The organism is Kocuria sp. NPDC057446 (assembly GCF_042802875.1).
Taxonomy (GTDB): Bacteria; Actinomycetota; Actinomycetes; order Actinomycetales; family Micrococcaceae; genus Kocuria.
This window is the reverse complement of the sequence record NZ_JBHVDI010000038.1, coordinates 1-25,005: the sequence shown is the minus strand read 5'-3', so window position 1 is coordinate 25,005 and position 25,005 is coordinate 1. Positions and strand designations below refer to the sequence as shown.

The window sequence follows — 25,005 nt, the reverse complement described above, 5'->3', positions numbered from 1 at the left end:
CGCCGGCCCGCCGGCGTCCCGCGTGTCCCCACGGATGCGCGGAGGCCGTCAGGGGCCGACGGGCCAGGGCAGGTGCCGGCTCACGTCCGTCAGGTCCAGCGGCACCGAGCGGAAGAGATCGTCGATGAAGTACTCGTCCACGGCCTCGACCAGCAGGTCGTGGCCCGTGCCGGCCAGCGGTCCCTCGAGCACCTCGGAGCGGACGCAGATCGCCGTCCGCTCGTCGAGGAGCACGCGCGTGCGGGCCGGGGCGAGGGGGTGTCCCGGCGTCGTCGGGGTGTAGGCGTGGCCGGGCACGACCACGGCGCCGCGCACCCGCCGCCCGTGGTGGGTGCCGGTGACGACGTCCTCGACCGTGCAGGGCCGCCGCTCCGGCAGATAGGGCGGCACGGGGGCGTCCCCGGCCAGCTCGACCGGGTCGAGGATCGCCTGCCAGCGGCCGCCGCCGAAGACCGGGTCCCCGTAGGCCGCCTCGGGCCGGCGCTCGACGAGCCCGGAGTCCGTGAACACCGGGGCCACCAGGTGCGGGGCGAGCAGCCACGAGGCCGAGGTCGAGGCCACGTAGAAGTCGTCGCGGGACTGCTCCCGCGTGCCGGCCGTGTAGAGCGGGGCGCCCTCCAGGGTCTCGACGCGCAGCCCGTCCGGGCGGCGGACCCAGGCCCGGACCGGGCGGCGCGGCGCGGAGTCCGCCGGGGTCAGCCAGGACAGCACGAAGCGCACGGTGTCCCAGCGCCACGGCGAGGAGCGGCTGAGCGCGCAGAACTCGTCCAGGTCGGTGGGCGCGGGGACGGGGGAGCGGTGCATGGCCCCAGTCTAGGGACGGCCGCACGGCGTCCACAGGCGCCCCGCCCCGGCGGCGTCCGGGGCTACGATGCCCGGTGTGAGCACCTTCCTGACCGAGCAGTTCGCCCGCGGCGACGCCGCCGGCTGGGCCGCCGGGGTGCTCGCTCTGCTCGGCACCGCGCTGCTCGCGGCCGGGTGCGCGTGGCTGTGGCGCACCGACGTGCGGGAGCACCGCCTGCCCGGCCGCGTGGTGCGCCCGCTCTACCCCGGCTGCGGTCTGCTGCTGGGGGCGGCGGCGGTCGTGGCCGGCGAGCCCGTGCGGCTGCTCTGGATGGCGTGGGGCCTGGTGCTCGTGGGCGGGCTCTACGTGCTGCTGCGCCTGCTCCACCCGGACGGGATGGGCCTGGGCGACGTCCGGCTCTCCGGGCTGCTCGGCATGTGCCTGGGCTTCGCCTCCGTGTGGCACGCGGTGCTGGGGGCGGCGGCCGGATTCGTGCTCGGCGGGCTGGCCGGGTTCGTGCTCGTGGCCCTGCGCCGGGTCGACGCCCGCTCCCGGGTGGCGTTCGGCCCCGCCATGATCGCCGGGGCCCTCGGCGTGCTCCTGCTGTTCTGACCGCGGCTGCGTCTGCGGCCCCGACCGCTGCCCCGACCGCTGCCCCGGCCGCTGCCCCGGCCGCTGCGCCGGCTGCTGCTCGGACCGGGGCCGGCCTGCCAGAATGGGCCGGAGCCCCCATTTCGAGACCCCGCACGAGGAGCCCGCATGCCCACCCCCGAGTTCGTCCTGTCCCTGCGGCGGAAGATCGGCCACGACCTGCTGTGGCTGCCGGCCGTCACCGCGGTGGTGCTGCGCGACGACGGCCGGGTCCTGCTGGCCCGCCGCAGCGACAACGGGAACTGGGGGCTGGTGAGCGGCATCGTGGAGCCCGGCGAGGAGCCGGCGGTCACGGCGGTGCGCGAGTGCCTGGAGGAGACCGGCGTCGTCGCCGTCGTGGAGGAGCTCGTGGCGATCAAGGCGGGGGAGCCCGTGCAGTACCCGAACGGGGACCGCTGCCAGTTCCTGGACCACACGTTCCGCTGCCGCTGGGTCTCGGGGGAGGCCCGGGTCAACGACGACGAGTCGCTGGAGGTCGGCTGGTACGCCCTGGACGAGCTCCCGCGCATGCCGCCGCACCAGCTCGAGCGGCTGCGCGCCGCGCGGGCGCACAGCGGCCCGCCCCGCTTCGTGGTCTGAGCGGGGGCCGCGGAGCCGCGAACAGAAACACAGTGTGCTTACTTGTGACGGGCGGCACGCGCTCCTAGACTCGAAGACGTCCATCCGACGTGCACGAACGAGCAAGGAGGAACGACATGCCCGCAGGACAGACCGGTTTCGACGACGTGACCTACGACCTGGTCTCCGTGCAGTACCACTCGCTCAAGGCCGGCCACGACTACGGCCAGTACGTGCGGGACGCCCGCAACGCCGGCCGGGACGACATCGCCGAGTTCTTCGAGCAGGTGATGAGCCAGGACGCCGAGCGCGCCCGGACGTGCCACGAGTTCATCAAGGAGCTCTCCCAGTCCGACGAGTCCGGCCCGGCCGTGACCTCCTGACCCGGCCCGGCGCGCGAACTGCCGCCGCACGACGCGAGGGGTCGCATCCGGACGGAATGCCGCAGCATCTCCGTCCGGACGCGACCCCTCGGTGCTGGGGAGCGCCGGGTCAGGCGTTGGGGCCCGTCATGGTGGTGACGTCCAGCGCCCGGTCCAGCTGCTCCTCGGTGAGCTGGCCCTTCTCGACGTAGCCGAGGGCGATCGTCGCCTCGCGCACCGTCATCTTGTTCGCCACGGCGTGCTTGGCGATCGTCGCGGCGGCCTCGTAGCCGATGGCCTTGTTCAGCGGGGTCACGATGGACGGGGACGCCTCGGCGAGGAAGCGGCAGCGCTCCACGTTCGCCTCGAGGCCGTCGATCATCTTCTCCGCCATCACGCGCGAGGAGTTGGCGAGCAGCCGGACGGACTCCAGCAGGGCCGAGGCCATGACCGGGATGCCCACGTTGAGCTCGAACGCCCCGTTGGTGGAGGACAGCGAGACCGTGGTGTCGTTGCCGATCACCTGCGCGCACACCTGGATGGTGGACTCGCAGATCACCGGGTTGACCTTGCCGGGCATGATCGAGGAGCCGGGCTGGAGGTCGGGGATGAGGATCTCGCCGAGGCCCGTGTTGGGCCCGGAGCCCATCCAGCGCAGGTCGTTGTTGATCTTCATGTAGCTGTAGGCGATGTTGCGCAGCTGACCGGAGGCCTCGACCAGGCCGTCCCGGTTGGCCTGGGCCTCGAAGTGGTTGCGGGCCTCGGTGATCGGCAGCCCGGTCTCCGCGGCGAGCAGCTCGATGACGCGGGCGGAGAAGCCGGCGGGGGTGTTGATGCCCGTGCCCACGGCGGTGCCGCCCAGCGGGACCTCGGCCACCCGCGGCAGCGAGGACTGCACCCGCTCGATGCCGTAGCGGATCTGCGCGGCGTAGCCCCCGAACTCCTGGCCCAGCGTCACCGGGGTCGCGTCCATGAGGTGCGTGCGCCCGGACTTCACGACGTCCTGGAACTCCGCGGCCTTCTTCTCCAGGGACTCGGCCAGCTGCGTCATGGCCGGGACCAGGTCGTTGATCAGCGCGCCCGTGACGGCCACGTGCACGGAGGTCGGGAAGACGTCGTTGGAGGACTGGGAGGCGTTGACGTGGTCGTTGGGGTGGACCTCGACGTCCGTGCCCTCGAGCGCCTGGTTCGCCAGGGTGGCCAGCACCTCGTTGGTGTTCATGTTGGAGGACGTCCCGGACCCGGTCTGGAAGACGTCGATCGGGAAGTGCTCGTCGTACTGCCCCGTGGCGACCTGGTCCGCGGCGTTCGCGATGGCGCGGGCGCGCTCGTCGTCGAGCACCCCCAGCTCCGCGTTCGCCTGGGCGGCGGCCTTCTTGATCTGGGCCAGCGCGACGATGTGCTGGGGCTCGAGGGGCTTGCCCGAGATGGGGAAGTTCTCGACCGCACGCTGGGTCTGGGCACGGTAGAGGGCGTTCGCGGGAACGCGGACCTCTCCCATGGTGTCGTGCTCGATGCGGTACTCGGTGGTCTCTGCGGTGGTATCAGCCATGGCGTCAGTCTAGGACAGCCCCAGGTGACGCCCGGCACGCCCGGCCCGCGGTGCCGGCCGCCGTCCCGGGCGACCGGCTCAGCGGCCCGGCAGCCAGGTGCCGTGCCCGTGCACGAGCTCCGCCTGGCCGTCCTCGAGGTGGTAGAACACCCCGACCACGGCGACGTCGCCGTTGGAGACCGCGTCCGCGATCACCCGGGACTGCTCCATGAGGCGCGAGGCGGTCTGCTTGGTGTGCTCCACGACCGCCGAGTTGACGTCCTGGCGGCCGTGGCGCTGGGTCTCGAGCACGGACGGCATGATCCGCTCGATGAGGTCCCGCTGGAAGCCGCGGGGCATCTGCCCGGAGCCGGCGACGCCGTGCGCGGCGGACACCGCCCCGCACGAGTCGTGGCCCAGCACCATGATCAGCGGCGTGCCGAGGTTCGCCACCGCGTACTCGATGGAGCCGAGCACGGCGTCGTCGATGACCTGCCCCGCGGTGCGCACCACGAACGCGTCGCCCAGGCCGAGGTCGAAGATAATCTCCGCGGCCAGCCGGGAGTCGGCGCAGCCGAAGATCACGGCGAACGGGTGCTGCCCGCCCGCCACCGACTGCCGCCGGGAGGCGTCCTGGTTCGGGTGCATGGACTCGCCCGCCACGAACCGGGCGTTGCCTTCGCGCAGGCGCTGCCAGGCGGCTGCCGGGGTGCGGGGCGAGGTGTCGTCGGGGCGCTGGTCCGGGGTCATGGCATCTCCGTGGTTCGCGGGGCAGGGGCATCGGTGAGGTCCTCGGCGACGGTGGTGGCCAGCCGGTCCAGCTCGGTGCCGGGCGCGTCGCCCTTGAGCACCACCGTGGAGCCGTTGACCTCGCCGGTGTACACGGTTAGGGCGTCCTGGTTCCGGGACTCCTCCCGGACGTGGACGTTCCACGGCACGCCCCCGGCCTCGACCTCCGCGGTGGCGGGGAGCGCCTCGGTCTGCTGGGCCAGCCACGTGGGATTGGCCAGGGACGTCTGCACCAGGCCGATGAAGCTGCCCTGCGGGGTGACCCAGCCGATCTCCCAGTAGGGCACCCCCTCGGCGGCGCCGCCGTTCCACCGGGCGTAGTTGGCGCTCCAGCCCTCGCCCGGCTCCGGCACCACCGGGGTGAAGGGCGCCTCGTCCGCCACGTAGGCCGCCTCCTGGGCGACGTCGACGTCGGGACGGTACGGCTGGGCGTCGGGGCGGGGCTGGAGCCACACGAACGGCAGGACGAGCAGGAGGAGGACCGCCATGGAGATGATCATTCCCTGCACGGGGGCGTTGATCCGCCGCGCCTGCTTCTCGGTGAGCTGCGGGAGCGGCTGCCCGGGGGCGTCGGGGGCGGGGGCGTCGGGACCGGGCACGCCGGGACCGGCCGCGGTGCCGGCGCCCGCAGGGGGCTCGGCCGGGCGGTGCTCGGCGGAACGGTCGGGGGTCGAGGAACTCACCCGTCCATTGTGCCCTGTCCGTCGGGTCCCTGTCCGCCGGGTCCGCCGGCCGCACCCGGCCCGCGGCCGGGCCAGCCCGGACGCACCCCGCCGCAATGTGGCCCAGGTCGCGGTGCGCGGGGGAGCGGGCGATATGCTGGGCGGGACGTGGACCGCGCCCGCGGCCGAGCCCGGCCCGGGGGTCCCTCAGAACGTGAACTCGAAGGTGAGGAACACCGTGGCCGAAGAATCCACCGGAACGACCCAGACGCGCACCAACAACGTGGCCGACCGCAACCTGGCGATGGAGCTGGTGCGGACCACCGAGGCCGCCGCGATCGCCGGGGGCCAGTGGGTCGGCGCCGGCGACAAGCTCGCCGCCGACGGCGCCGCGGTCGACGCCATGCGCGCCCTGCTCTCCACCGTGCACTTCAACGGCACCGTGGTCATCGGCGAGGGCGAGAAGGACGAGGCCCCGATGCTGTTCAACGGCGAGCAGGTGGGCGACGGCTCCGGGCCGGCCTCCGACGTCGCGGTGGACCCCATCGACGGCACCCGCCTCACCGCCCTGGGCATGAACAACGCCCTGGCCGTCATCGCGGTGGCCGACGGCGGGTCGATGTTCGACCCCTCGGCCGTGTTCTACATGGACAAGCTCGTGGTGGGCCCCGAGGCCGCGGACTTCGTGGACCTGCGCCTGCCCGTCAAGCAGAACCTGCACCTCGTGGCCCGCGCCAAGGGCATCAACGTCAACCAGCTCACCGTGTGCGTGCTGGACCGCCCGCGCCACCAGGGGCTCGTCGACGAGATCCGCGCGACCGGCGCCCGCACCCGGATGATCCTCGACGGGGACGTGGCCGGCGCGATCGCGGCCTGCCGCGAGGGCACCGGCGTGGACGTCATGATGGGCATCGGCGGCACCCCGGAGGGCATCGTCACCGCGTGCGCCGTCAAGGCCACCGGCGGGATCATCCAGGGCCGGCTGGCGCCCACCGACGACGACGAGAAGCAGAAGGCGCTCGACGCCGGCCTCGATCTCGACGCCGTGCTGAGCACCGACGACCTCGTCACCTCGGACAACTGCTTCTTCTCCGCGACCGGCATCACCGACGGGGACCTGCTGCGCGGCGTGCGCTACCGCGGCCGCCGGATCACCACGCAGTCCATCGTGATGCGCTCCCGCTCCGGGACCGTGCGGATGGTCGAGGCCGAGCACCTCGCCTCCAAGTGGGAGAAGTACGCCCGCCACTAGAGCCGGCGCGCCGGCCCGCGCGGCCGCTGCCCAGGACCCCCGCACCGTCCGCCGGTACGGGGGTCCTGCCGTGCCCGGCCCGGCCGTGTCCGGCACCGCCGGGCACCCCTCCCGGCCCTAGACTGGAGGCCGAACTGCGGGCGCCGACCGCGGTCCCCCAGCCGGGGCGGAGCGCCCGGGTGACGAGGAGGATCCCCACGTGAGCACCACGGTCAGCCCCTGTCCCAACCGCAAGACCTGGGACGCCACCGTCCGGGTGACCGGCGGGCACCCGCAGCAGCTGTGGGGCATCGGCGAGGCCCAGGTCTCCGCCGAGGGCCCCGCCTTGGGGGTCGACCGGGTCATGGTCCACGACGCCGAGCAGCGCACCGTGGGCTACGCGCAGCTCTACCTGCGCTCCGAGGCCGAGCGCGTGGTCGCCGGGACCGTGCACTGCCACGTCCACCGGCCCGAGGACCTGCCCGTGGTCGCCGCCGCGCTCGCCGACTGGGCGAGGGAGGAGCACTCGGCCGTCCTGCTCCGCTTCCAGGCCGACACCCTGCGCGTGCCCGGCGCCGCGGAGGCGCTCGAGGCCGCCGGCTTCGCGCGGCCCGCGGCGGACCCGGGGCCGGAGGAGCCGCGGCGGCTGGAGGTGGTGCTGGGGGAGACCGAGCGGGACCTCTCGCGGCGGCTCTCCGAGGCCACCCTGGACCGGTGCCGCACGGCCCTGCGCACCGAGGGCGTGACGGTGCGCGAGGTCACGGCCGGCAGCCGGGTGCTCGCGAACATCGGGCTGCGGACCCGGCTCATCACCCAGCTCCTGGAGGACCTGGGCGAGGACTCGCTGCTGCTCGTGGCCACCGAGGCCGGCGAGGACGGCCGCGAGGCGGCCCTGGGCTACCTGTGGTTCGTGCACACGCGCGGGCTGGCGATGATCTACCGCCTCGGCTTCACCCGCCGCGGGCGGGACCTGGGCGTGGACGACGCCCTGCTGCTGACCGGGATCGTGGAGCTGCAGAAGCGGCGCGTGCAGCGCCTCGACGGCGGGGACCCGGAGGAGACCGAGGCGCCGCTGGTGGTCCGGGAGCTGGCCGCCGCGGAGCGGCCGGTGCTGGGGCCGTGGGAGATGCCGCTGGGGCGGGGCCCGGCCGGGGAGTTCTCCGAGGATGTCGCCGAGGCGGCGGCCGAGGCCTCGGGCTCGGCGGTCGCCGCGGAGCTGGGTCTGGGCGAGCCGGTCCCCGCGTGGTCGCCCGAGCGCGGGGAGCAGGACGACGCCCCCGAGGACGACGACGGGGCGGGGCGTCCCGCCCGGGGCCGGGCCCGGCGGGCCCGGGACCTCACCCGCAGGGTGGTCGGCGAGAGCATCTCCGCGCTCCGGGACGCGGCCGGCCGCTGACGCGGGGCCCGGCGTCGTGGTCCCGGACCACGGCCGTCCCGACGCGGACCGCGGGGAGGCGGCCGGTCCCGTCCCGGTCGGCCCTGTCCGGCCGTTCCGACGGTCGGGGAGCGCTCAGGACTTCCGGCGGCGGATCCCGGCGGCGGCCCCCCGGAGCCGGTCCGGCAGGCCCGGGAGGCTCTTGCGGGCCGCGACGGCGGCCTCCCGGGCGGCGCGCACGCCGGTGTACGCCGCGTACCTCCCGCGGCTCAGCGGCAGGTCCCAGGTCCCGGGATAGGACTCCGGGCGACCGCCGAAGGACTTCTTGAACTTCGTGAAGCCGTGCCACGGGTGGTCCGGGCCGGCGTCCTCGGGCGCGGTGCCGAACAGGTCGAACCGGCGCAGGCCCTTCTGCTTGGCGTCGAGGACCATCCGCACCACCAGGGGGATCCCCGCCGAGAGCTTCCGGTGCTCGAAGTCCATCGCGGCGTGGGCGTAGGTGCGGGTGTCGTCGGAGTCGTAGACCAGGGAGGCGCCGATGGGCTCCCCGTCGAGCCGGGCCACGTAGAGCGCCGCCGCGCCCGCGGGCATGAGGCTGCGGGCGGCCTCGCGCAGGTAGGCGTCCTGCTGGCGGGCGAAGTCCTTGCGCTCGGCCGTGGCCTCGAGGAAGCCCAGCAGGACGTCGACGTCCGCGGGGTCGGTCGAGGCCGTGAAGGTCACGCCCTTCTTGGCGATGTTGCGGTGCAGGTTGCGGTTGGTGGACTTCATGTCCTGGAGGATCGCGTCCTCGTCCTGGGTGAGGTCGATGACCTGGGTGTGCCCGGGCTGCACCTGCCGGGGCGCCGGGCGCAGCCCGCGCCGGCGCAGCGAGGCCTCGGGGGTCTCGAGCCCGTCCGTCACCGCGGCGTCGACGGGCTCGACCCGCACGAACCAGCACCGCTCGGCCCGGGCCGTGCGGGCGAGGTCGTCGAGGGCCGCCTCGAAGGCCTGCGGGGTCTGCGCCTCCGGCCCGTACGGGCAGTAGAGGTAGCGTCCGGCCCGGCCGCCCTCGAGGATCGCGAGGTAGCGCCATCCGTCCCCGGAGGCCTGGAACACGGTGTGCCCCAGGTTCCGCTGGAAGACGGCCCATGCGTTCGACTGCAGTATGTTCGCCACGTCCCCACTGTACCGGCGTGTCCGGGTGCCGCCGGCGACCGCTGCTCCGGCCCGGTCAGGGCACCGAGCAGGTGCCGTTGGGGGTGAGCTCCTGCGCCGCCACGAGGGGCTGCGCCGCCGGGACGGGCACGGTCATCGCGATCCCGGCGCCCACCGCCGTGCCGGCCGGCAGGGCCTCCGCCTCCCGTGCGCCGCGGTCCGTGGCCTCCTCGAGCACCTGGTCCAGGTCCTCGTGCAGCAGGTCGAAGTCCGGATAGGTGGGGAAGGACGGGTCGTAGTACGGCGGGCCGGCGGCGTACTGCACCAGCTCGTGCTCCTTGGCCTTGAGCGCCACGTCCACGAACGAGCCGATCTGGCTCTGCGGGATGTCCGTCTCGACGACCTGCGTGCCCGAGTTCGCGAGGTCCTCGAACCGGGTCAGCACGTTGACGGGGCTGAGCTGCTTGAGCATCGCGGCCTGCACGCAGCGCTGGCGCGCCTGGCGGTCGTAGTCCGTGGCGCCCTCGCGGGACCGGGCGTACCAGAGGGCGTGGTAGCCGTCCAGGTGCTGCACGCCCGGCTCGATGTACCCGAAGATCTCGTTCGGCAGGCCCGTCATCATGTCCGTGCCGCCGCCGATCGGGACGCGACCGCCGACGTCGATGGTGATCCCGCCGAGCGCGTCCACGAGCTGCTCGAAGCCGTTCATCTCGACGATCGCGTAGGCCTGGACCTCGATGCCGAGGACGCCCGAGGCGGCGTCCTTCATGGCCTCGGCGCCGGGATCCGCGGCGCCGGGGTACAGCTCGGCGTAGTTGTTCGTGACGTCGGTGTAGAGGGAGTTGAGGATGCACTCGTCGCCGCAGTTGAAGCCCTCGGGATAGACGTCCGCCAGCGGCGAGTCCTCCGGGAAGGGCGCGTTCTGCAGGTTGCGGGGCAGGGAGATCGTCACGGTCCGCCCGGAGGCGGCGTCCACGCTGAGCACCGTCATGGAGTCCGGGCGGCGGCCCGAGCGGTCCTCCCCGGAGTCGGTGCCCATGAGCAGGATGTTGTACCGACCGTCCGCGGGGCGGAAGGGCAGCCCGCCGCCGAAGACGTCGGAGACCGCCCCGCGCGCCACGGACAGCAGGTAGGCGGACCAGGCCAGCCCGCCCGAGGTGACGAGCATGAGCGCCACGGTGGCCGCGGCCACCGCCCGGCGGGTCCGCGGCACGAGCAGACCGGGGCGGATGAGCCGGAGCGTGTCGAAGAAGAGGTACGCCCAGCCCAGCGCCAGGCCCAGCAGCCCGGCGATCAGCAGCAGGGACGTGAACGAGTTCGTCAGGAACCAGACCAGGGGAGTGCGCCACAGCACCAGGGACAGCAGCGCCAGGACCGCCGCGGCCCACACGACCACGTCGACCCTGAGGGCGGCGCGCCCCGTGCCCCGTCGGCCCGCGACGAGCTGCGCGCTGCCGGGGACCACGAGCGTGGACAGCAGCAGCGTCCAGGCCCGCCGGGTGCGGGTGCCGTCCCCCGCGTGCTGGGGGTGGCGCAGCGGATCGGTCAGCCGGGGCGGGACCGCCGCGTCGTCGTCGACGCCCCGCACGGCCGTCACGGCGCCGGGCGGGAGGTCCCGGGATCCGGGGTCCGCGGCGGACGGGTCGTGGGGCGGTCGGGGATCGTGCGCAGCGCGGGGGGTGTGGCCGTTCACGGGCAGCTCCGGCGGGGAAGGGCGGGCGGGGGAAGAGCGGGGCGGCCGGGTCAGCCGTCGAGGCGGGTGCGCAGGGCGGCGCCCTTGTCGTGCGCGGTCTGCCGGAGCTCGTCCGCGAAGCGCAGGAGGTGCCCGCGCAGGGCCTCCGCCTGCGGGTCCGTGCCGGCGGCCAGGATCCGGGCGGCCAGCAGCCCGGCGTTGCGGGCCCCGCCGATGGACACGGTGGCGACCGGGACGCCGGCGGGCATCTGCACGATCGACAGCAGCGAGTCCATGCCGTCGAGGGTCTTCAGGGGGACGGGCACGCCGATCACGGGCAGGGGCGTCACCGCGGCGAGCATCCCGGGGAGGTGGGCGGCGCCCCCGGCCCCGGCGATGATCACCCGCAGCCCGCGGTCGTGCGCCCGTCGGCCGTACTCGATCATCTCGGTGGGCATCCGGTGGGCGGAGACGACGTCCGCCTCGTAGGGGATCCCGAACTCCTCGAGCGCGCTGGCGGCGGCCTCCATCACGGGCCAGTCGGAGTCCGAGCCCATCACGACGCCCACCACGGGCTGCTGCTTCTCGTTCACTGGTGCTCCTGGGCTGCTCGGCGGGTGGGGGCCGCCATCGCGGTCCGGTCTGGGGCTACGCTATCCGTCCCGGCTGGACGGGCCGTGCGGGGCACGCGGTTCAGGCCTGTCCGTCGCGCAGCACGGCCGCCGTGCGGGAGGCCCGCCGGCGCAGGTCCGGGACCTCGTCCGCGGCGCCGGTGAGGTTGACGTGGCCGATCTTGCGCCCGGGGCGCACGGCCTTGCCGTAGTTGTGGATCTTGGCGCGGGGCTCGGCGCCCATCGCCGCCCGGTAGGCGCCGAAGAGGTCCTGGTTCGCCCCGCCCAGGTAGTTCTTCATCACCGCGGCGCCGCCGATCAGCCCGGTGTCCCCGAGCGGGAGGTCCAGCACGGCGCGCAGGTGCTGCTCGAACTGGCTCGTCACGGATCCGTCCATCGTCCAGTGCCCGGAGTTGTGCGGGCGCATGGCCAGCTCGTTGACCAGGAACCCGGCGCCGCGGCCGGGGGTCTCGAACAGCTCCACGGCCATCACCCCGGTCACGCCCAGTTCCGTGGCCAGCGTCCGGGCGGCGTCCGCGGCCGCGGACGCGACCTCGGGCAGCAGCGCGGGGGCGGGGGCGAGCACCTCGTCGCAGACGCCGTCCACCTGGATCGACTCCACGACCGGCCACGCCCGCACCTCGCCGGACGGGGTGCGCGCCACGAGCGCGGAGAGCTCGCGCGAGAACCCCACCCGCTCCTCGGCCAGCAGGGGTCCGTCCGTGCGGGCGAACCACTGCGCCGGCTCCGTGCCGCGGGCGTCCTCGGCGGTGCGCAGCACCATGACGCCCTTGCCGTCGTAGCCGCCGCGCGGCGTCTTGAGCACCACGGGCCAGCCCGTGCGCTCGCCGAACGCGACGAGCGCCTCGACGTCGGCGACCGCCTCCCACCGCGGATTGGGCAGCCCGAGCCGCTCCACGGCCGCGCGCATCCGCAGCTTGTCCTGGGCGTGCACCAGCGCGTCCGGGCCGGGGCGGACCGCGACGCCCTCGGCGAGCAGGGCGTGCAGGTGCTCGGTGGGCACGTGCTCGTGGTCGAACGTCAGGACGTCGACGCCCTCGGCGAACCGGCGCAGCGCGTCCAGGTCGGTGTAGTCGCCCACCGGCGCGGTGGGCACGGCGGCGACCGCCGAGACGTCGGGACCCTCGGCGAGCACGCGCAGCTCGAGGCCCAGGGCGGTGGCGGAGGGCGCCATCATGCGGGCGAGCTGCCCGCCTCCGACGACGCCGACGACAGGGGCGGTCACAGAAGAATTCACCCGACCAGGGTATCCCGGCCCGGCCGGCCCTCCCCGCGACGCCTCCCGGTGACCCGCCGATGCCCCGGGACGGTCGGGGGACTGTGCCGTAACTCTCCGGTGCCGCGCAGGAGGGGCGGGGTAGGATGTGCCGAGGTCCGCCGCGGGTGCTCTTCCCGCGCGCGTCGACCGCCGCGCCGGCCCGGCGCCCACCGCCTCACCACCTGGGAGACCTGAAGCCGCGTGAACCGTCTCGTCGACCGTTTCGATGCCCTGTGGCACCTGTTCGTCAAGGAACTGATGAAGTTCGGCGTCGTCGGCGCCCTCGCGTTCGTGATCAACGCCTCGCTCACCTGGATCCTCATGCACACCGTGTTCGAGGACGGGCACCTCAAGGCGAAGTTCGTGGCCACGGCCGTGGCCATCGTCTTCGCGTGGGTCGCCAACCGGCTGTGGACCTTCCGGCACAAGCGCCAGTCGGACAAGCGCCGTGAGCTGATCCAGTTCCTCGTCGCCAACGGCATCGGCATGGCCATCGAGCTCGGCTGCCTCGGCTTCAGCTACTACGTGCTCGGGCTCACGAGCGCCTACGCGTCCTTCGTGTCCGGCACGATCATCGGCACGATCCTCGGCACCGTGTTCCGGTACTTCGCCTACCGCTTCTGGGTCTTCACCGAGGAGCTCGACGAGGACCCCAACTTCGCCGACACCGCGGCCCTGGAGATCGCCCTGATCACGGGTCACCAGCCCGGCGCCGAGCACCCCCGCGGGGAGCACGGGCACCCGCACCGCGAGGACGTCCGGCACCCGACGGGCAGCGCGGCCCGCCCCGGCCCGGACGCCCACGAGAGCCCGGAGCCGGCCGGGGAGCGCTGAGCCGCCCGGCTCAGAAGGCCACGGCGTTCTCCGTCGCCAGCACGGACCGCCAGGAGTCGTCGGCCGCGTCCGCCGGGCGGTCCGTGAGGACCACGGCCCGGCCCCCGGCCAGCACGGCCAGGACCCGCAGCAGGAGCTCGGCGTCCATCCGCCGTCCCGGCACGTGCACCGCCGACGCCGTGCCCCACGCCGCCTCCCGGTCGGCCACCAGATCGCCCGCGGCCGGCAGCAGCCGGTCGTGCGGCAGGAACCCGTCGGTGCCCGGCGCCCGCAGCGCGGGGCCGTCCGGCGCCGGCTCCTCCAGGCCGCCGTACACGTCCGCGTGGGAGCGGACCTCGGCGCAGTAGTCGAGGACGTCCCCGTCCACCGGCGCGCCGCGGCGGCCCAGCGAGAGCGCCGGTCGGTCCAGGACCACCGCGCGCGCGCCGGCGGGCACCCGCTCCAGCACCGGGGGGAGAGACCCCTCGGGATCGGCGAGGCCCACCACGGCCCGGTCGCCGGGCTCGGCCGCGCCCCCGGCCGGGTCGACGGTCCGCACCGCGGCCCCCATGACCCACGAGGCCAGGACGACGGCGAGACTGCGCCAGTGCACCTCGTCGCCCAGGGCCACGACGTCGCCCGCCTCGAGGTCCAGCTCGTCCACCCACAGGTTCGCGGTCTTCGCGACCCAGTTGTCGAGGACCCGCCCGGAGAGCTCCACGCGCTCCCCGTCCCGGCCGTACCAGATCAGGGCGGGACGGCTGCTGCTCCGCAGCTTGTCCACCAAGCGGGGGACAGATCGGGGGATCTGGGTGTCCATGGTTCCTCCTCGTCGAGAGCACGCCCGGAACGGCGGCAAATCGTATGCGTCCTGCCGCATTCTTCGCGGTCTGCGACGTGCTGTCGAGAATCGACCCGTGACGTGGAAAAACGTCTACTCCCAAAGGCATCCTTCCCGGATATCGTGGCATGGGCGGTCACCCGGGACGGGTTGACGCCGAACGAGTTACACACGTGTAATTGGGAAGTCCGGCAGACGATCAGCAAGGATACGTTCTCCGGGATGCACAGGGTCGGCGCCCCCCGTACTGCGCCGCACCCGAGCGATCGTGTCGGATGGAAGGAAAGTCATGGGAGAGGCCGCACGACAGCAGGTCGTGGAATCCAGCCCCCTCGATGCCCGTCGACGGAGCATGCGCTCGGTGCCCGAGGACTGGTACGTGGATCCGGTCGACCCGCGCGCCGCCGAGCGGCACGTCCGCCGGTCCGCCGGCGGCCTGGACGACCAGGCCACGGCCTATCTGCGCGCCCACGAAGCCGTCCAGAACCTCTCCGGCGCCGGTGCGGCGCCCGCCCTGGACCTGCTCGAGGCGCCCGCCGCCGACGAGGGCTCCGACTGGAGCGCCGTGGCCGGGCTGTACGCCGTGGACGAGGACGAGGGCGAGCTCGCGTGGCAGACCGACGCGCTGTGCGCCCAGACCGACCCGGAGGCCTTCTTCCCCGAGAAGGGCGGGTCCACGCGTGACGCCAAGCGCGTCTGCGAGGCCTGCCCCGTGCAGGCGGAGTGCCTCGACTACGCGATGAGCAAGGACGAGAAGTTCGGGATCTGGGGCGGGCTCTCCGAGCGCGAGCGCCGCCGTCTGCGCCGCCTCGCCCGCTGAGGTAGTTTCGGGCCATGAGCTCTCCCGGCAGTCCCACCCGCCTCTGCTCCCGCCAGACCTGCACGCGGGACGCGGTCATGACCCTGACCTACGTGTACTCGGACTCGACCGCGGTGGTCGGCCCGCTCGCCGGGCACGCCGAGCCCCACGCCTACGACCTGTGCGCCGTGCATGCGGACCGGCTCACGGTGCCCCGCGGCTGGCGCGTGGTCCGGCTCGAGCTGCCCGAGGCGCGAGCGCGGCGCGAGGACATCGGCGCCGTGGCGGAAGCGGTCCGGGAGAGCCCAGCCCCGGCGCCCGTGCGCGACCGTCCGAGGACGGTGCTCCGGGACGTCTCCCTGCCCCCCACGCCCACGCCCACGCAGGGATCCTCCGGTCCGCCGCGCCCCGAGGGGTACCGTGCGGGTCTCCGGTCCGGTCGCCGGCCGGACGCCGTGGACAGCGCCGAGCGGGACCGTCCGGTACCGGACGCCGAGGAGCCCTGGCACGACGTCCCGGTGCCCGCATCGCTGGAGCGGGCGCACCTGCGCCGGCCCATCGCGGGCGGGAACGGCGCCCGGCCGCAGATCTGACCCGCCGGGTCCGGAACCGTGCGGTGCTGAACGAGGCCGCGCCGCGGTGCTCCGCTGCGGCCTCCGACGCCCCTGCCGGCCCTCCGTCCGCCCCGCGCGTCACCGGCGGGTTCCGCGGCGCACCGGCGCTCCGGCCCTATGATGAGCCGCAGACCGCACCTGTCCGGTGCGGGCCGCTCTTCCCCCCGGAGCACCAGGAGTCCCCCCATGACGGTCCCTGCAACGACGCAGCCGACGCACGATCTCCACGCCGAGACCCGCCAGGAGAGCCGGTCGCCCCGGCTGCACGAGGCGCCGGCCGGCGGCCGCCCGGCGCCCTGGGCGCTGCCGGCGCCCGAGCCGGCGCCGCGACCTGCGGCGGCCCTGACGCCCGGCCTCGCCGCGATCCTGCGGTGCCCCCTGACGGGCGGGACGCTGATCCCGGTGGACGCCGACCGGCTGATGAGCGACCGGCCGTTCCGCGACGGCGTGCACCCGGTCTATCCGATCACTCGCGGCATCGCCTGCCTCACCCCGGTGCACCAGTCCTGAGGGCACGCCGCCGGTCGTGACGGAGGACGGGCGTCACGAACGAGTTAACATTCGTGACCGGACGGCGGTCAGTGGGGCCGGGGACCGCCGGTGGACCTATCGTGGAAGCAGTTCCCCCAGCGTTCCCCCCAGCATTTCCCACCCCCCTGACGCCCGAGGTGCCGTTCCCCATGCCCCTGTCCCGCTGCCCGGATCCCGGGTTCCCTGCCCCTCGATCAATGCCCGCTCCGAGGCGCCTGGCCGCGCTGGGCGCTGTGACGGTCCTGCTCGCCACCGGCTGCGCGCAGGCCTCCGGGGCGCCGGCTGGGGAGCCGACGGCACGGGCATCGGCCGCCACCGCCCCGGACGCGCCGCCGCCGAGCTGGTCGGCGGCGCCCGCGCAGGTCACGGTCGCCCCGGGGAACGCCGCCGTGGAGCACAACCCGGTGGAACCGGTGGTGGTGCGCGCCGAGGAGGGCGAGCTGACCGACGTCGTGCTGGTGCCCGCCGCCGGCGGCGACCCGGTGGCCGGGGAGCTCGCGGCCGACGGGCGCACGTGGACCAGCACCGCGGTCCTGGCCTTCGACACCCCGTACGTGCTGCACTGGAGCGCCGCCTCCGCGGCCGGGCCGACGACGGGCAGCAGCACCTTCACCACCGTCCTGGCAGCCCAGGAGGTCGACGCGCGCCTCAACGTGGTGGACGGCGGGGTCTACGGCACCGGGCAGGTCCTGGAGTTCACCTTCTCCGAGCCCGTGGTCCACAAGGAGGAGGTCGAGAAGGCCGTCACCGTGGACGGCGGCGGCGACCGCGCGGGCGCCTTCCGCTGGTACTCGGACACGACGGTCCGCTACCGCCCGGCGGAGAAGTGGGCGCCGCACTCCGAGATCACGGTGTCCCTGGACCTGCTGGGGCTCGACGTGGGCCACGGCATGGTGGGCAACCACGACCTGCGCCGGAGCTTCTCGACCGGCGCCGAGCACTACGCCCGGGTGGACGACGGGACGAAGACGCTGACCGCCTGGGTGGACGGCGAGGTCGCAGGCACGTTCCCCGTGACCCTGGGCAACCCGGACTGGCCCTCGACCACCGGGCAGAAGGTCATCATGGAGCAGGCCCCCGAGTACCTGTTCAAGGCCTCCTCCCTGGACCTGCAGCCGGGCGACCCCCACTGGTACGACACGTTCTGGGCCTCCAACGTGTCCCGGCTGACCGCCAGCGGCGAGTTCGTGCACCAGGCGCTGCCCTCCGCGATGCCCGTGCTGGGCACCGCCAACGTCTCCCACGGATGCGTGGGCATGCCGCCCGAGGGCGCGAAGTTCATCCACGACGTGTTCCGCCCGGGGGACGTCGTGGAGATCGTGGGCACCGGCTATCCGCAGGCCGACCCCGACGACGGGTACGGCGACTGGAACATCCCGCTCGAGCACTACGCGGACGAGCAGTGGAAGGGCGACTGGTGAGCTCGCGCCGCTGAGCACCCGGCCGCGGTGAGGGAGCGGGCCGGCGGTGGGTAGGATCGGGACCGGCCGGAGCGGACCCCGCCCGCCCGGACCCCGACGCCCACCGACCGAAGGACCCGCCCGTGGCCACCCCCAGCAACGACAAGGCCCCCTGGCAGCAGGCCGACCCGCCCGCGGACGAGCAGCGCCGCGAGGAGCCCGTGTGGACCGGCCTGCTCCCCGCCGTCGTCCCCGCGGAGACCTCCCGGGACGGCGACCGCGACGCCGCGCACGCCGGCGCGCCCGACGGCGAGGGCGACGACGGGCGCGCCGGCGAGCGCCGCGGCGCCGGGCAGCGCGGGGCGACCGGCCGCACGGGCGGGGGCTCCCGCGCCGTCGGGGCCGACGAGGCCGCAGGCGAGGAGGACCCTGACGAGGAGGCCCGCCGCCGGGCCGCGCTGCGCCGGGACGCGCTGGCGGACGAGCCGCGGCTGCCCCGGCTGCAGCAGGTGTTCCTGGTGCTCGTGCTGCCGCTCGCGCTGCTGGCCGCGGCCGTGCGCGTGGTGGCCACGCCCCTGTTCCTGTGGGCGGAGTACCACCGCCCGGGCTTCCCGGCGGACTCCTACGGCTTCTCCACCGAGGAGCGGATGGTGTTCGGATCCTACGGACTGGACTACGTCATGAACTGGGCCCCGCCCGGCTTCCTCGGCGGACTCCGGGGCGCGGACGGCGCGCAGCTGTTCCTGGGCTCCGAGGTGGCGCACATGACCGACGTGAAGATCGTGCTGCAGAGCGCGCTCGCCGTGGTCGCGGTCCTGGCGCTGCTGGGCATCGTCTCGTGCCTCTACCTGCGGGCGAAGGCCCCGGGGGCCGCTTCCGGCGCCCTGTTCTTCGGCTCGTGGCTGACCGTGGCGCTGCTGGTGGCGCTGGCGGTCGCCGCGGTGCTCGGCTGGCAGCAGTTCTTCACGCTGTTCCACTCCCTCTTCTTCGCGGACGGGTCCTGGACCTTCCGCGCCTCGGACACCCTCATCCGGCTGTACCCCACCCAGTTCTGGATCGACGCCGCGATCGCGGTGGCCGGGCTCGCCCTGCTGGGCGCGCTCGCGGTCATGACCGCCACCTGGCCCACCGCCTTCCGCCGGCACCGGGCGCTCGAGCGGGTGCGCCGGCGCCAGGAGCTCAAGCGGCGGCTCGCCGGGCGCTGAGCCGGGCCGGGATCAGATCCAGGCGGCGAACCACATCCGCTGCCGCCACTCGGCGTACGCGACGGTCTCCGCGTACCAGACGGGCGCGAAGTGCGCGCTCAGCAGCAGGACCGCGGCCGTGAACACGCCCACCACGGCCAGACCCGCACGGCGGCGCCGCACGGTGTCGCCGGGCCGGCCCAGCACCAGGCCGAGCATGCCGGCGAGCATCAGCATGAGGACCGGCTGCACGGGCAGCGCGTAGAAGTAGTACATGGTGCGCTCGGGATAGAGGAACCAGGGCAGGTACCCGGCCGCGAACACACCGGTCAGGGCGCCGAAGCGCCAGTCCCGGCGCACGGCCCACAGCCACACGGCCACGAGCACGGCCGCGATCGCGGTCCACCACAGGAGCGGGTTGCCGATGTTGAGGATCGCCTGGGAGCAGTGCTCCACCGCGCACCCGGCAGTGCCCCGCTCCGGGTCCTCGTAGAAGTAGGAGGTGGGCCGGGCCAGGAGCAGCCACCGCCACGGCAGCGCCTCGTAGGAGTGGTCGGTGCCCAGCCCGCTGTGGAAGCCGTAGGCGGAGGAGTGGTAGGCCCACAGCGAGCGCAGGGGCGCGGGCAGCCACGGGGCGCCCTCGCCCGGGTGGTCCTGCGCCCAGGTGCGGTGGTAGGCGTCCGCCGAGGCGAACCAGCCCGCCCACGTGGCCACGTACACCAGCAGGCCCGTCCCGACGACGGCGAGGAACGCCGGCGCGCCGTCCTTGAGCACCCCGGCGAGCAGCCAGCGCCGCACCCCGGCCACCCGGCGGGCGTTGAGGTCCCACAGCACCGTGAGCACGCCCAGCCCCGCCACCAGGAACAGGGCGCTCCACTTGACGCCCACCGCGAGGCCGCAGGCGGCGCCCGCCGCGATCCGCCACCAGCGCACCCCCAGCCACGGCCCCCACTCCAGGCGGCGCCGCAGCTCCGCCTCCGGGACGCGGCGCCCCGGGGGCGCGCCCAGCCGGGCGACCAGGCGGCGGCGCCCGTGCTCCCGGTCCAGCAGGAGCAGGACGAACGCGAGCAGCACGAAGAACATGAGGAACACGTCCAGCATGGCGAGCCGGGACTGCACCAGGTGCAGCCCGTCCACCGCGGTGAACAGCCCCGCCAGCGTGGCCACGGTGACCGAGCGGAAGAGCAGCCACCCGGCGGCGCACACCAGCGCGATGGACAGCGTCCCGACGAGGGCCGCGGAGAAGCGCCACCCCACGGGGTCCTCGGCGCCGAACAGCCACATGCCGACCGCGATGAGCCACTTCCCGGCCGGCGGGTGCACCACGTAGGAGGGGGTGTCCAGGGGATCGGGCGGGGTCCCGGCCACGAAGAGCTCGTCCGCGCCCTCCGGCCACTGCCGCTCGTAGCCGTGCAGCAGCAGCGAGTAGGAGTCCTTCACGTAGTACGTCTCGTCGAAGACGATCGCGTCCGGGTGGGAGAGCCGGTGGAAGCGCAGCACACCGCCGAGCACGACCACCAGCAGCGGCGCGAGCCAGGCGAACCGGGCCACGGCCGCGGGCGCCGGCAGCAGCCGCTCCCGCAGGGCGGCCGGGGCCAGGGACCGGCGCAGGGTGCCCACCGGCGCGCCCGGCCGAGGCCGCGGGGCCAGGACTGGGGCGCGCACCGAGGAACTCACGGTGTCATCGTAGGGGACGCGTCCGGGCGCCCGCGGACCCGCCGGGGACGCCGCGGGACGCGCCGTAGAGTGGACCCGTGCACACCGAACCCGACGACGACACTCCCGGCGACACCTCCCGCGGCACTCCGGCCGACGCCCCCGAGGACGTTCCCGCCCCCTCCGCCGGCGGCGGCGAGGGCGCCGGGCAGGTGGTCCTGGCGGGCACCCCGATCGGCAACCTCGGCGACGCCCCGCCCCGGCTGCGGGCGGCCCTCGAGACCGCGGACGTGCTCGCCGTGGAGGACACCCGGCGGCTGCGCCGGCTCACCGCCGGGCTCGGGGTCAGCACGCGCGGGCAGGTGCTCACCCACCACGAGCACAACGAGGCCGGGCGGGTCGCCGAGCTGCTCGAGGCCGTCCGCGCCGGCGGCACCGTGCTGGTCCTCTCCGACGCCGGGATGCCCACCGTCTCCGACCCCGGCTACCGGCTCGCGGAGGCCGCGGCCGCCGAGGGCCTGACCGTCACCGCGATCCCCGGCCCCTCGGCGGTGCTCATGGCGCTGGCCGTGTCCGGCCTGCCCACGGACCGGTTCACGTTCGAGGGGTTCCTGCCGCGGAAGTCCTCGGAGCGCGCGGCCCGGCTCGCCGAGCTGGACGGCGAGCGGCGCACCATGGTCTTCTACGAGGCCCCGCACCGGCTCGAGGTCATGCTCACCGCGCTGCGGGAGGCGTTCGGCGCCGGTCGCCGGGCGGTGGTCGCCCGGGAGCTCACCAAGCTGCACGAGGAGGTCGTGCGCGGCTCGCTCGCCGAGCTCGTCGACTGGTGCGGGCGGGGGCAGGTGCGCGGGGAGATCGCCGTCGTCGTCGCCGGCGCCCCCGCCCCCGAGGCCGCGCGCCCCGAGGACCTCGTGGTCGAGGTCGAGGCGCTCGTGGCCGCGGGAACCCGGCTCAAGGACGCCGCCGGCCGCGTGGCCGAGCGCACGGGCGTGGGCAAGCGGGAGCTCTACGAGACGGTGCTCGCCGCGCGCAAGGGCTAGCCACGGGCCGCTCCGGGCCCCGCCTCACAGCCGCGCCGGGCTCCGGTGAGGCCGAGTTGACGCCCGGGGGCGGGCGGGGACACGGTGCGGAAACACCGCCCCGCCAGACTCGGGGGTGCCGGGAGCCGGGCACGTGCGGCGCGGACCCCGGCGTCCTCCTGTCCGTCCAGCAACGGAGCCATGCCATGTCCTATGTGATGCCCGCCGACTTCGTCACGAAGATGATCGACGCCGGAGCGGCGAAGGTCCACATGTCCACCCGCGACACCCTGATCCGCGCGTTCATGGCCGGGGCCATCCTGGCCCTCGCCGCGGCGTTCGCGGTCACCGTGACCGTGCAGACGGGGCAGCCCCTGCTCGGGGCCGTGCTCTTCCCGGTCGGCTTCTGCCTGCTGTACCTGCTCGGCTTCGACCTGCTGACCGGCGTGTTCACCCTGGTGCCGCTGGCGCTGATCGACAAGCGCCCCGGCGTCACCGTCCGCTCCATGCTGCGCAACTGGGGCCTGGTCTTCGCCGGCAACTTCGCGGGCGCGTTCGTCGTGGCCGTCCTGATGGCGATCATCTTCACCTACGGGTTCTCGCTGCCCCCGGACGAGGTCGGCGCGCGGATCGGCGACATCGGCGAGGGCCGGACCGTCGGCTACGCCGAGTTCGGCGCCGCCGGGATGCTGACGCTGTTCGTCCGTGCCGTGCTGTGCAACTGGATGGTCTCCACCGGGGTGGTCGCGGCGATGATGTCCACCAGCGTCTCCGGGAAGGTGATCGCGATGTGGATGCCCATCATGCTGTTCTTCTACATGGGCTTCGAGCACTCGATCGTCAACATGTTCCTGTTCCCCTCCGGTCTGCTGCTCGGCGGCGACTTCTCGGTCATGGACTACCTCGTGTGGAACGAGATCCCCACCGTGCTCGGCAACCTGGTGGGCGGGCTCACCTTCGTGGGACTCACCCTCTACGCCACGCACGCCCGCACCGGGGCGCCCCGCCACCGCCCCCTCCTGCGTGAGGAGCGCGTCCCGGTCGCGTGAGCGCCGAGCGTGCCTCCCCGGGCCGAGTCCCCGTGTGCTCGCAGGTCCCTCCGGCCGATCCGGGGGGACTGCGAGCCCAGGGGTGACTCGGCGTTCGAGCCGGGGGTCATCGGCGGGGTGTCGCCGGGCGGGCGGTGACCGAGCGGGGGAGCCAGCGGGCGCGCCGGGCGCCGGGTCCGCCGCGCTCGGCGAGGGCCGCCCGCAGCGCGGTGACCTCGGCGGAGCCGGCCTCCGGCGACCACGCCGCGGTGCCCGGCGCGTAGAGGGCCCGCTCCACGTCCCGGCCGAGCCGCCCCAGCGCCGGCGCGGCCGCCGGCACCACGGTGCCGAGCCGGTCGACGTAGGCCCGCGGCGTCTCCGCGGCGGCGCGGCCCAGTCCGTGGTCGGTGCCGAGGTCCTCGACCTCCGCCCACCCGGCCAGGGCCCGCTGGGCGGCCGGTGCCTGCGCGTCGTCCAGCACCCGCAGCCGGTGCCGGCGCCGGCGGGACCGGAGCAGCCGGGGGAGCACGGCCAGCAGACCCAGCAGCGCGGCGGCCAGGAGCCCGGCGAGCCAGGGCAGCCACGCGGCCGGCCCGGTGTCCGCCTCGGACTCCGGGGCGGCGGGGGCCTCGGGGGTCGGCACGGCCGTCGGCTCGGCGGAGGGCGCCTCCTCGTCGGGACTGTCCGCCGTGCTCGCCGGGGTGGGCTCGTCGGTCGGCGCGCCGGTGGGCTCGGCGGTGCCCTCGCCCTCCTGGGACTGCCCCTCCCCGTCCTGGGGCCCCTCGGCGGCGTAGCCGGGGAGGTCGCCGGTGCCGGGGGTGGGCTCGAACCGGACCCACCCGGCGCCCTCGAACCACAGCTCCGGCCACGCGTGCGCGTCGCGGGGCATGACCGCGAAGGCGCCCGGCTCCGCCGCGTCCCCGAACGGCTCGTCGGCGCCGGCGGCCGCACCCGTGCCGGCGCCGCCGGCCGGGAGGTAGCCGACCGCCACGCGGGCGGGGATGCCGAGCTCGCGCGCCATGACGGCCATCGCCGGCGCGAAGTGCCCGGCGTAGCCCGTGCGCACCGCCAGGAACTCCTCGAGGGAGGCCATGCCGCCGGCGTCGTAGCCCTGCTCGAGCGGGGCGTCCACGTCGTAGCGGAACTCGTCCGAGCGCAGCCACTCCTGCAGGGCCAGGGCCTGGTCGAACGCGGTCGGGGCGTCCCCGGCCCGCTCCCGGGCCGCGTCCCGGAGGGCGGCCGGGGTCTCGCCGGGCAGCTCGCGGAACGGGGCGAGCTCGGGGGAGTCCGGTGCCGCGGGGGCCTCGCGCAGCCGCGCCGACGTGGGGTCGGGCGCGACGGAGCGGACCTCGTAGGCGGTGCCCTCCGGCGGCACCCGGTCCCCGTGCACGGTGAGGTCCCGGGGGCTCCAGGACCAGTCGCCGTCGTCGAGACCGGTCACGTCCACGGGGGCCCAGGGCAGCGGCAGCCAGCGCTCGGACCAGTCCCGCAGTTCCACGGCGGTGCTCGTGCCGGGGCCGTCGCCCACGGGGTGCAGCGGGGTGGGCCCGAGGTCGCCGAGCTCGGGGTCCAGTCCGGTGCTGTCCGGGAACCACTCGGCCCCGGAGAAGTCGGCGAGGGTGAGCACCCGCAGCAGCTCGGGCTCGCCGGTGCTCGTCGTGTACTCGAGGCGCGGCAGCTGCTGGGCGGCGCGCAGGTCCTGTCCCACGGCCCGCAGCGGTCCCACCCCGGCGGCGCGCTCGCCGGCGAGACCGCTGCCCTGCGGGAACGCGCCGTTGACGAAGCCGGGCACCAGACCCGGGACCAGCAGGGTCACCGCGAGCACGCCCGCGCCCACCACGAGCGCCCGCGGCCAGCTGCCCGGCGCCGCGGCGGTGCGGGGCTCCCGGACCGCGCCGAAGCGCCGACCGCCGCCGAGCAGGACCAGGGCGGCGAGCGCGGCGGCCGCCGTGCCGGCCGCACCCACGCTCTGCGGCAGCACCAGGGCGGGCACCACCAGCAGGGCCAGCACCCCGAGCGCGCTGACCCCCGGCAGCCGCAGCGCCACGAGCACGGTGTCCACGAACAGGGCCACGAGACCCGCCGCGAGGGCGGCCACGAAGCCGAGCGCCCCGGTCCCCGGATACGGGGCGGGCCGCTCCGCGACGACCCCGGCGGCCTCCCGCCACAGATCCGCGCCGAGGGCCAGGCTCCCGGAGGTGGGCACGAGCCCGAGCAGCGCGGGCTCGCGCAGGAACAGGACCGTGAGGACGAGCACCAGGGCGCCGGCGCCGAACAGCGGCGCCAGCGGGCCGGGCAGCCCCAGCACGCGCGAGGTCGTGGTCGCGGCGACCACGGCGAGGGCGGCGAGCAGCGCGCCCGGGACCCAGCCCGCGCCGTCGAGGACGCCGGTCAGCGCCACGAGGGACAGCCCGAGGGCCACGAGCACCGTGCCGGCCAGGCCCAGGGCCGCGCGCACCGGGCGGCGGCCCGGCCGCGGGG

24 protein-coding genes are annotated in these 25,005 nt (G+C 75.0%); 13 read left to right on the top strand and 11 right to left on the bottom strand.

Going from position 1 to position 25,005, the window contains the following annotated elements; all coding sequences use genetic code 11:
• Positions 1 to 48 precede the first annotated feature (48 nt).
• Positions 49 to 804: a hypothetical protein gene (locus ACFU0Y_RS06960; RefSeq protein WP_380213729.1), complete on the bottom strand. Its 756-nt coding sequence runs from the start codon at positions 802 to 804 to the stop codon at positions 49 to 51.
• Positions 805 to 871: 67 nt separating this feature from the next.
• Here ACFU0Y_RS06960 and ACFU0Y_RS06955 point away from each other — a divergent pair, with 67 nt between their 5' ends.
• The 3 genes from ACFU0Y_RS06955 (at position 872) to ACFU0Y_RS06945 (ending at position 2,376) form a co-directional block, all read left to right on the top strand.
• On the top strand, positions 872 to 1,396 hold the full coding sequence (locus ACFU0Y_RS06955; RefSeq protein ID WP_380213728.1) for a prepilin peptidase: 525 nt from the start codon (positions 872 to 874) through the stop codon (positions 1,394 to 1,396).
• A gap of 147 nt (positions 1,397 to 1,543) precedes the next feature.
• Positions 1,544 to 2,014 carry an NUDIX domain-containing protein gene (locus ACFU0Y_RS06950; RefSeq protein WP_380213727.1) on the top strand — a complete coding sequence of 157 codons (471 nt, stop codon included), beginning with the start codon at positions 1,544 to 1,546 and terminating at the stop codon, positions 2,012 to 2,014.
• Between the two features lie 116 nt (positions 2,015 to 2,130).
• Positions 2,131 to 2,376: an acyl carrier protein gene (locus tag ACFU0Y_RS06945; RefSeq protein ID WP_380213726.1), complete on the top strand. Its 246-nt coding sequence runs from the start codon at positions 2,131 to 2,133 to the stop codon at positions 2,374 to 2,376.
• A gap of 109 nt (positions 2,377 to 2,485) precedes the next feature.
• Here the strand turns inward: ACFU0Y_RS06945 and ACFU0Y_RS06940 are convergent, their stop codons facing one another.
• The 3 genes from ACFU0Y_RS06940 to ACFU0Y_RS06930 form a co-directional block, all read right to left on the bottom strand.
• Positions 2,486 to 3,907 (bottom strand): class II fumarate hydratase, encoded by a 1,422-nt coding sequence (locus ACFU0Y_RS06940; protein ID WP_380213725.1) that lies wholly within the window; start codon positions 3,905 to 3,907, stop codon positions 2,486 to 2,488.
• Positions 3,908 to 3,985: 78 nt separating this feature from the next.
• Positions 3,986 to 4,636, bottom strand: a complete 651-nt coding sequence (locus tag ACFU0Y_RS06935) for a carbonic anhydrase (RefSeq protein WP_380213724.1) — start codon at positions 4,634 to 4,636, stop codon at positions 3,986 to 3,988.
• Entirely contained in the window at positions 4,633 to 5,358 is a 726-nt protein-coding gene (locus ACFU0Y_RS06930; RefSeq protein ID WP_380213723.1) for a DUF4245 domain-containing protein, read from the bottom strand. The genes ACFU0Y_RS06935 and ACFU0Y_RS06930 overlap by 4 nt, the downstream gene beginning before the upstream one ends.
• Positions 5,359 to 5,641: 283 nt before the next feature.
• On the opposite strand from ACFU0Y_RS06930, the gene glpX reads away from it, so the two are divergent.
• Together glpX and ACFU0Y_RS06920 are read left to right on the top strand one after the other, a co-directional pair.
• Positions 5,642 to 6,589: a class II fructose-bisphosphatase gene (gene glpX, locus ACFU0Y_RS06925; RefSeq protein WP_380213732.1), complete on the top strand. Its 948-nt coding sequence runs from the start codon at positions 5,642 to 5,644 to the stop codon at positions 6,587 to 6,589.
• 199 nt (positions 6,590 to 6,788) lie between these two features.
• Entirely contained in the window at positions 6,789 to 7,964 is a 1,176-nt protein-coding gene (locus ACFU0Y_RS06920) for a hypothetical protein (RefSeq protein WP_380213722.1), read from the top strand.
• Positions 7,965 to 8,078: 114 nt separating this feature from the next.
• On the opposite strand, the gene ACFU0Y_RS06915 is transcribed toward ACFU0Y_RS06920, so the two are convergent.
• The 4 genes from ACFU0Y_RS06915 to ACFU0Y_RS06900 form a co-directional block, all read right to left on the bottom strand.
• On the bottom strand, positions 8,079 to 9,098 hold the full coding sequence (locus tag ACFU0Y_RS06915) for a lipid II:glycine glycyltransferase FemX (RefSeq protein ID WP_380213721.1): 1,020 nt from the start codon (positions 9,096 to 9,098) through the stop codon (positions 8,079 to 8,081).
• Between the two features lie 55 nt (positions 9,099 to 9,153).
• Positions 9,154 to 10,770, bottom strand: a complete 1,617-nt coding sequence (locus ACFU0Y_RS06910; RefSeq protein ID WP_380213720.1) for an LCP family protein — start codon at positions 10,768 to 10,770, stop codon at positions 9,154 to 9,156.
• Positions 10,771 to 10,820: 50 nt separating this feature from the next.
• Positions 10,821 to 11,306 (bottom strand): 5-(carboxyamino)imidazole ribonucleotide mutase, encoded by a 486-nt coding sequence (gene purE / locus ACFU0Y_RS06905; protein ID WP_380213731.1) that lies wholly within the window; start codon positions 11,304 to 11,306, stop codon positions 10,821 to 10,823.
• Between the two features lie 136 nt (positions 11,307 to 11,442).
• Complete coding sequence (locus tag ACFU0Y_RS06900; RefSeq protein ID WP_380213730.1) at positions 11,443 to 12,606, bottom strand: 5-(carboxyamino)imidazole ribonucleotide synthase; 1,164 nt, start codon at positions 12,604 to 12,606, stop codon at positions 11,443 to 11,445.
• A 234-nt stretch (positions 12,607 to 12,840) separates the two neighbouring features.
• Here ACFU0Y_RS06900 and ACFU0Y_RS06895 point away from each other — a divergent pair, with 234 nt between their 5' ends.
• A complete protein-coding gene (locus tag ACFU0Y_RS06895) occupies positions 12,841 to 13,473 on the top strand; it encodes a GtrA family protein (RefSeq protein WP_380213719.1) in 633 nt (210 codons plus the stop codon).
• Positions 13,474 to 13,483: 10 nt separating this feature from the next.
• Here ACFU0Y_RS06895 and ACFU0Y_RS06890 read toward each other — a convergent pair whose 3' ends face one another.
• Positions 13,484 to 14,272, bottom strand: coding sequence for a TIGR03089 family protein (locus ACFU0Y_RS06890; RefSeq protein ID WP_380213718.1), 789 nt, complete (start codon positions 14,270 to 14,272; stop codon positions 13,484 to 13,486).
• Between the two features lie 310 nt (positions 14,273 to 14,582).
• Between ACFU0Y_RS06890 and ACFU0Y_RS06885 the strand changes: the two genes are divergently transcribed.
• The 5 genes from ACFU0Y_RS06885 to ACFU0Y_RS06865 all read left to right on the top strand — a co-directional run bounded on the left by ACFU0Y_RS06885 (position 14,583) and on the right by ACFU0Y_RS06865 (position 18,842).
• Positions 14,583 to 15,113, top strand: a complete 531-nt coding sequence (locus ACFU0Y_RS06885) for a WhiB family transcriptional regulator (RefSeq protein ID WP_380213717.1) — start codon at positions 14,583 to 14,585, stop codon at positions 15,111 to 15,113.
• 14 nt (positions 15,114 to 15,127) lie between these two features.
• Positions 15,128 to 15,685: a DUF3499 family protein gene (locus ACFU0Y_RS06880; protein WP_380213716.1), complete on the top strand. Its 558-nt coding sequence runs from the start codon at positions 15,128 to 15,130 to the stop codon at positions 15,683 to 15,685.
• A gap of 207 nt (positions 15,686 to 15,892) precedes the next feature.
• Positions 15,893 to 16,216 (top strand): hypothetical protein, encoded by a 324-nt coding sequence (locus ACFU0Y_RS06875; RefSeq protein WP_380213715.1) that lies wholly within the window; start codon positions 15,893 to 15,895, stop codon positions 16,214 to 16,216.
• Positions 16,217 to 16,434: 218 nt separating this feature from the next.
• Positions 16,435 to 17,658 carry an Ig-like domain-containing protein gene (locus tag ACFU0Y_RS06870; protein WP_380213713.1) on the top strand — a complete coding sequence of 408 codons (1,224 nt, stop codon included), beginning with the start codon at positions 16,435 to 16,437 and terminating at the stop codon, positions 17,656 to 17,658.
• Between the two features lie 122 nt (positions 17,659 to 17,780).
• Entirely contained in the window at positions 17,781 to 18,842 is a 1,062-nt protein-coding gene (locus ACFU0Y_RS06865) for a TIGR01906 family membrane protein (protein WP_380213712.1), read from the top strand.
• 12 nt (positions 18,843 to 18,854) lie between these two features.
• Here ACFU0Y_RS06865 and ACFU0Y_RS06860 read toward each other — a convergent pair whose 3' ends face one another.
• Entirely contained in the window at positions 18,855 to 20,498 is a 1,644-nt protein-coding gene (locus tag ACFU0Y_RS06860) for a dolichyl-phosphate-mannose--protein mannosyltransferase (protein WP_380213711.1), read from the bottom strand.
• Positions 20,499 to 20,575: 77 nt separating this feature from the next.
• On the opposite strand from ACFU0Y_RS06860, the gene rsmI reads away from it, so the two are divergent.
• Positions 20,576 to 21,517: a 16S rRNA (cytidine(1402)-2'-O)-methyltransferase gene (gene rsmI, locus ACFU0Y_RS06855; RefSeq protein ID WP_380213710.1), complete on the top strand. Its 942-nt coding sequence runs from the start codon at positions 20,576 to 20,578 to the stop codon at positions 21,515 to 21,517.
• Between the two features lie 185 nt (positions 21,518 to 21,702).
• Positions 21,703 to 22,545 (top strand): formate/nitrite transporter family protein, encoded by an 843-nt coding sequence (locus ACFU0Y_RS06850; RefSeq protein ID WP_380213709.1) that lies wholly within the window; start codon positions 21,703 to 21,705, stop codon positions 22,543 to 22,545.
• Positions 22,546 to 22,651: 106 nt separating this feature from the next.
• Here the strand turns inward: ACFU0Y_RS06850 and ACFU0Y_RS06845 are convergent.
• Positions 22,652 to 25,005: transglutaminaseTgpA domain-containing protein (locus ACFU0Y_RS06845; protein ID WP_380213708.1), on the bottom strand; the 2,354-nt coding region annotated here is incomplete at its 5' end.

Bases quoted from the DNA above. Each gene is read 5' to 3' on its own strand.
- ACFU0Y_RS06960 (WP_380213729.1), bottom strand. From the start codon at position 804: ATGCACCGCTCCCCCGTCCCCGCGCCCACCGACCTGGACGAGTTCTGC.
- ACFU0Y_RS06955 (WP_380213728.1), top strand. From the start codon at position 872: ATGCCCGGTGTGAGCACCTTCCTGACCGAGCAGTTCGCCCGCGGCGAC.
- ACFU0Y_RS06950 (WP_380213727.1), top strand. From the start codon at position 1,544: ATGCCCACCCCCGAGTTCGTCCTGTCCCTGCGGCGGAAGATCGGCCAC.
- ACFU0Y_RS06945 (WP_380213726.1), top strand. From the start codon at position 2,131: ATGCCCGCAGGACAGACCGGTTTCGACGACGTGACCTACGACCTGGTC.
- ACFU0Y_RS06940 (WP_380213725.1), bottom strand. From the start codon at position 3,907: ATGGCTGATACCACCGCAGAGACCACCGAGTACCGCATCGAGCACGAC.
- ACFU0Y_RS06935 (WP_380213724.1), bottom strand. From the start codon at position 4,636: ATGACCCCGGACCAGCGCCCCGACGACACCTCGCCCCGCACCCCGGCA.
- glpX (WP_380213732.1), top strand. From the start codon at position 5,642: ATGGAGCTGGTGCGGACCACCGAGGCCGCCGCGATCGCCGGGGGCCAG.
- purE (WP_380213731.1), bottom strand. From the start codon at position 11,306: ATGGGCTCGGACTCCGACTGGCCCGTGATGGAGGCCGCCGCCAGCGCG.
- ACFU0Y_RS06890 (WP_380213718.1), bottom strand. From the start codon at position 14,272: ATGGACACCCAGATCCCCCGATCTGTCCCCCGCTTGGTGGACAAGCTG.
- ACFU0Y_RS06885 (WP_380213717.1), top strand. From the start codon at position 14,583: ATGGGAGAGGCCGCACGACAGCAGGTCGTGGAATCCAGCCCCCTCGAT.
- ACFU0Y_RS06880 (WP_380213716.1), top strand. From the start codon at position 15,128: ATGAGCTCTCCCGGCAGTCCCACCCGCCTCTGCTCCCGCCAGACCTGC.
- ACFU0Y_RS06875 (WP_380213715.1), top strand. From the start codon at position 15,893: ATGACGGTCCCTGCAACGACGCAGCCGACGCACGATCTCCACGCCGAG.
- ACFU0Y_RS06870 (WP_380213713.1), top strand. From the start codon at position 16,435: ATGCCCGCTCCGAGGCGCCTGGCCGCGCTGGGCGCTGTGACGGTCCTG.
- ACFU0Y_RS06850 (WP_380213709.1), top strand. From the start codon at position 21,703: ATGTCCTATGTGATGCCCGCCGACTTCGTCACGAAGATGATCGACGCC.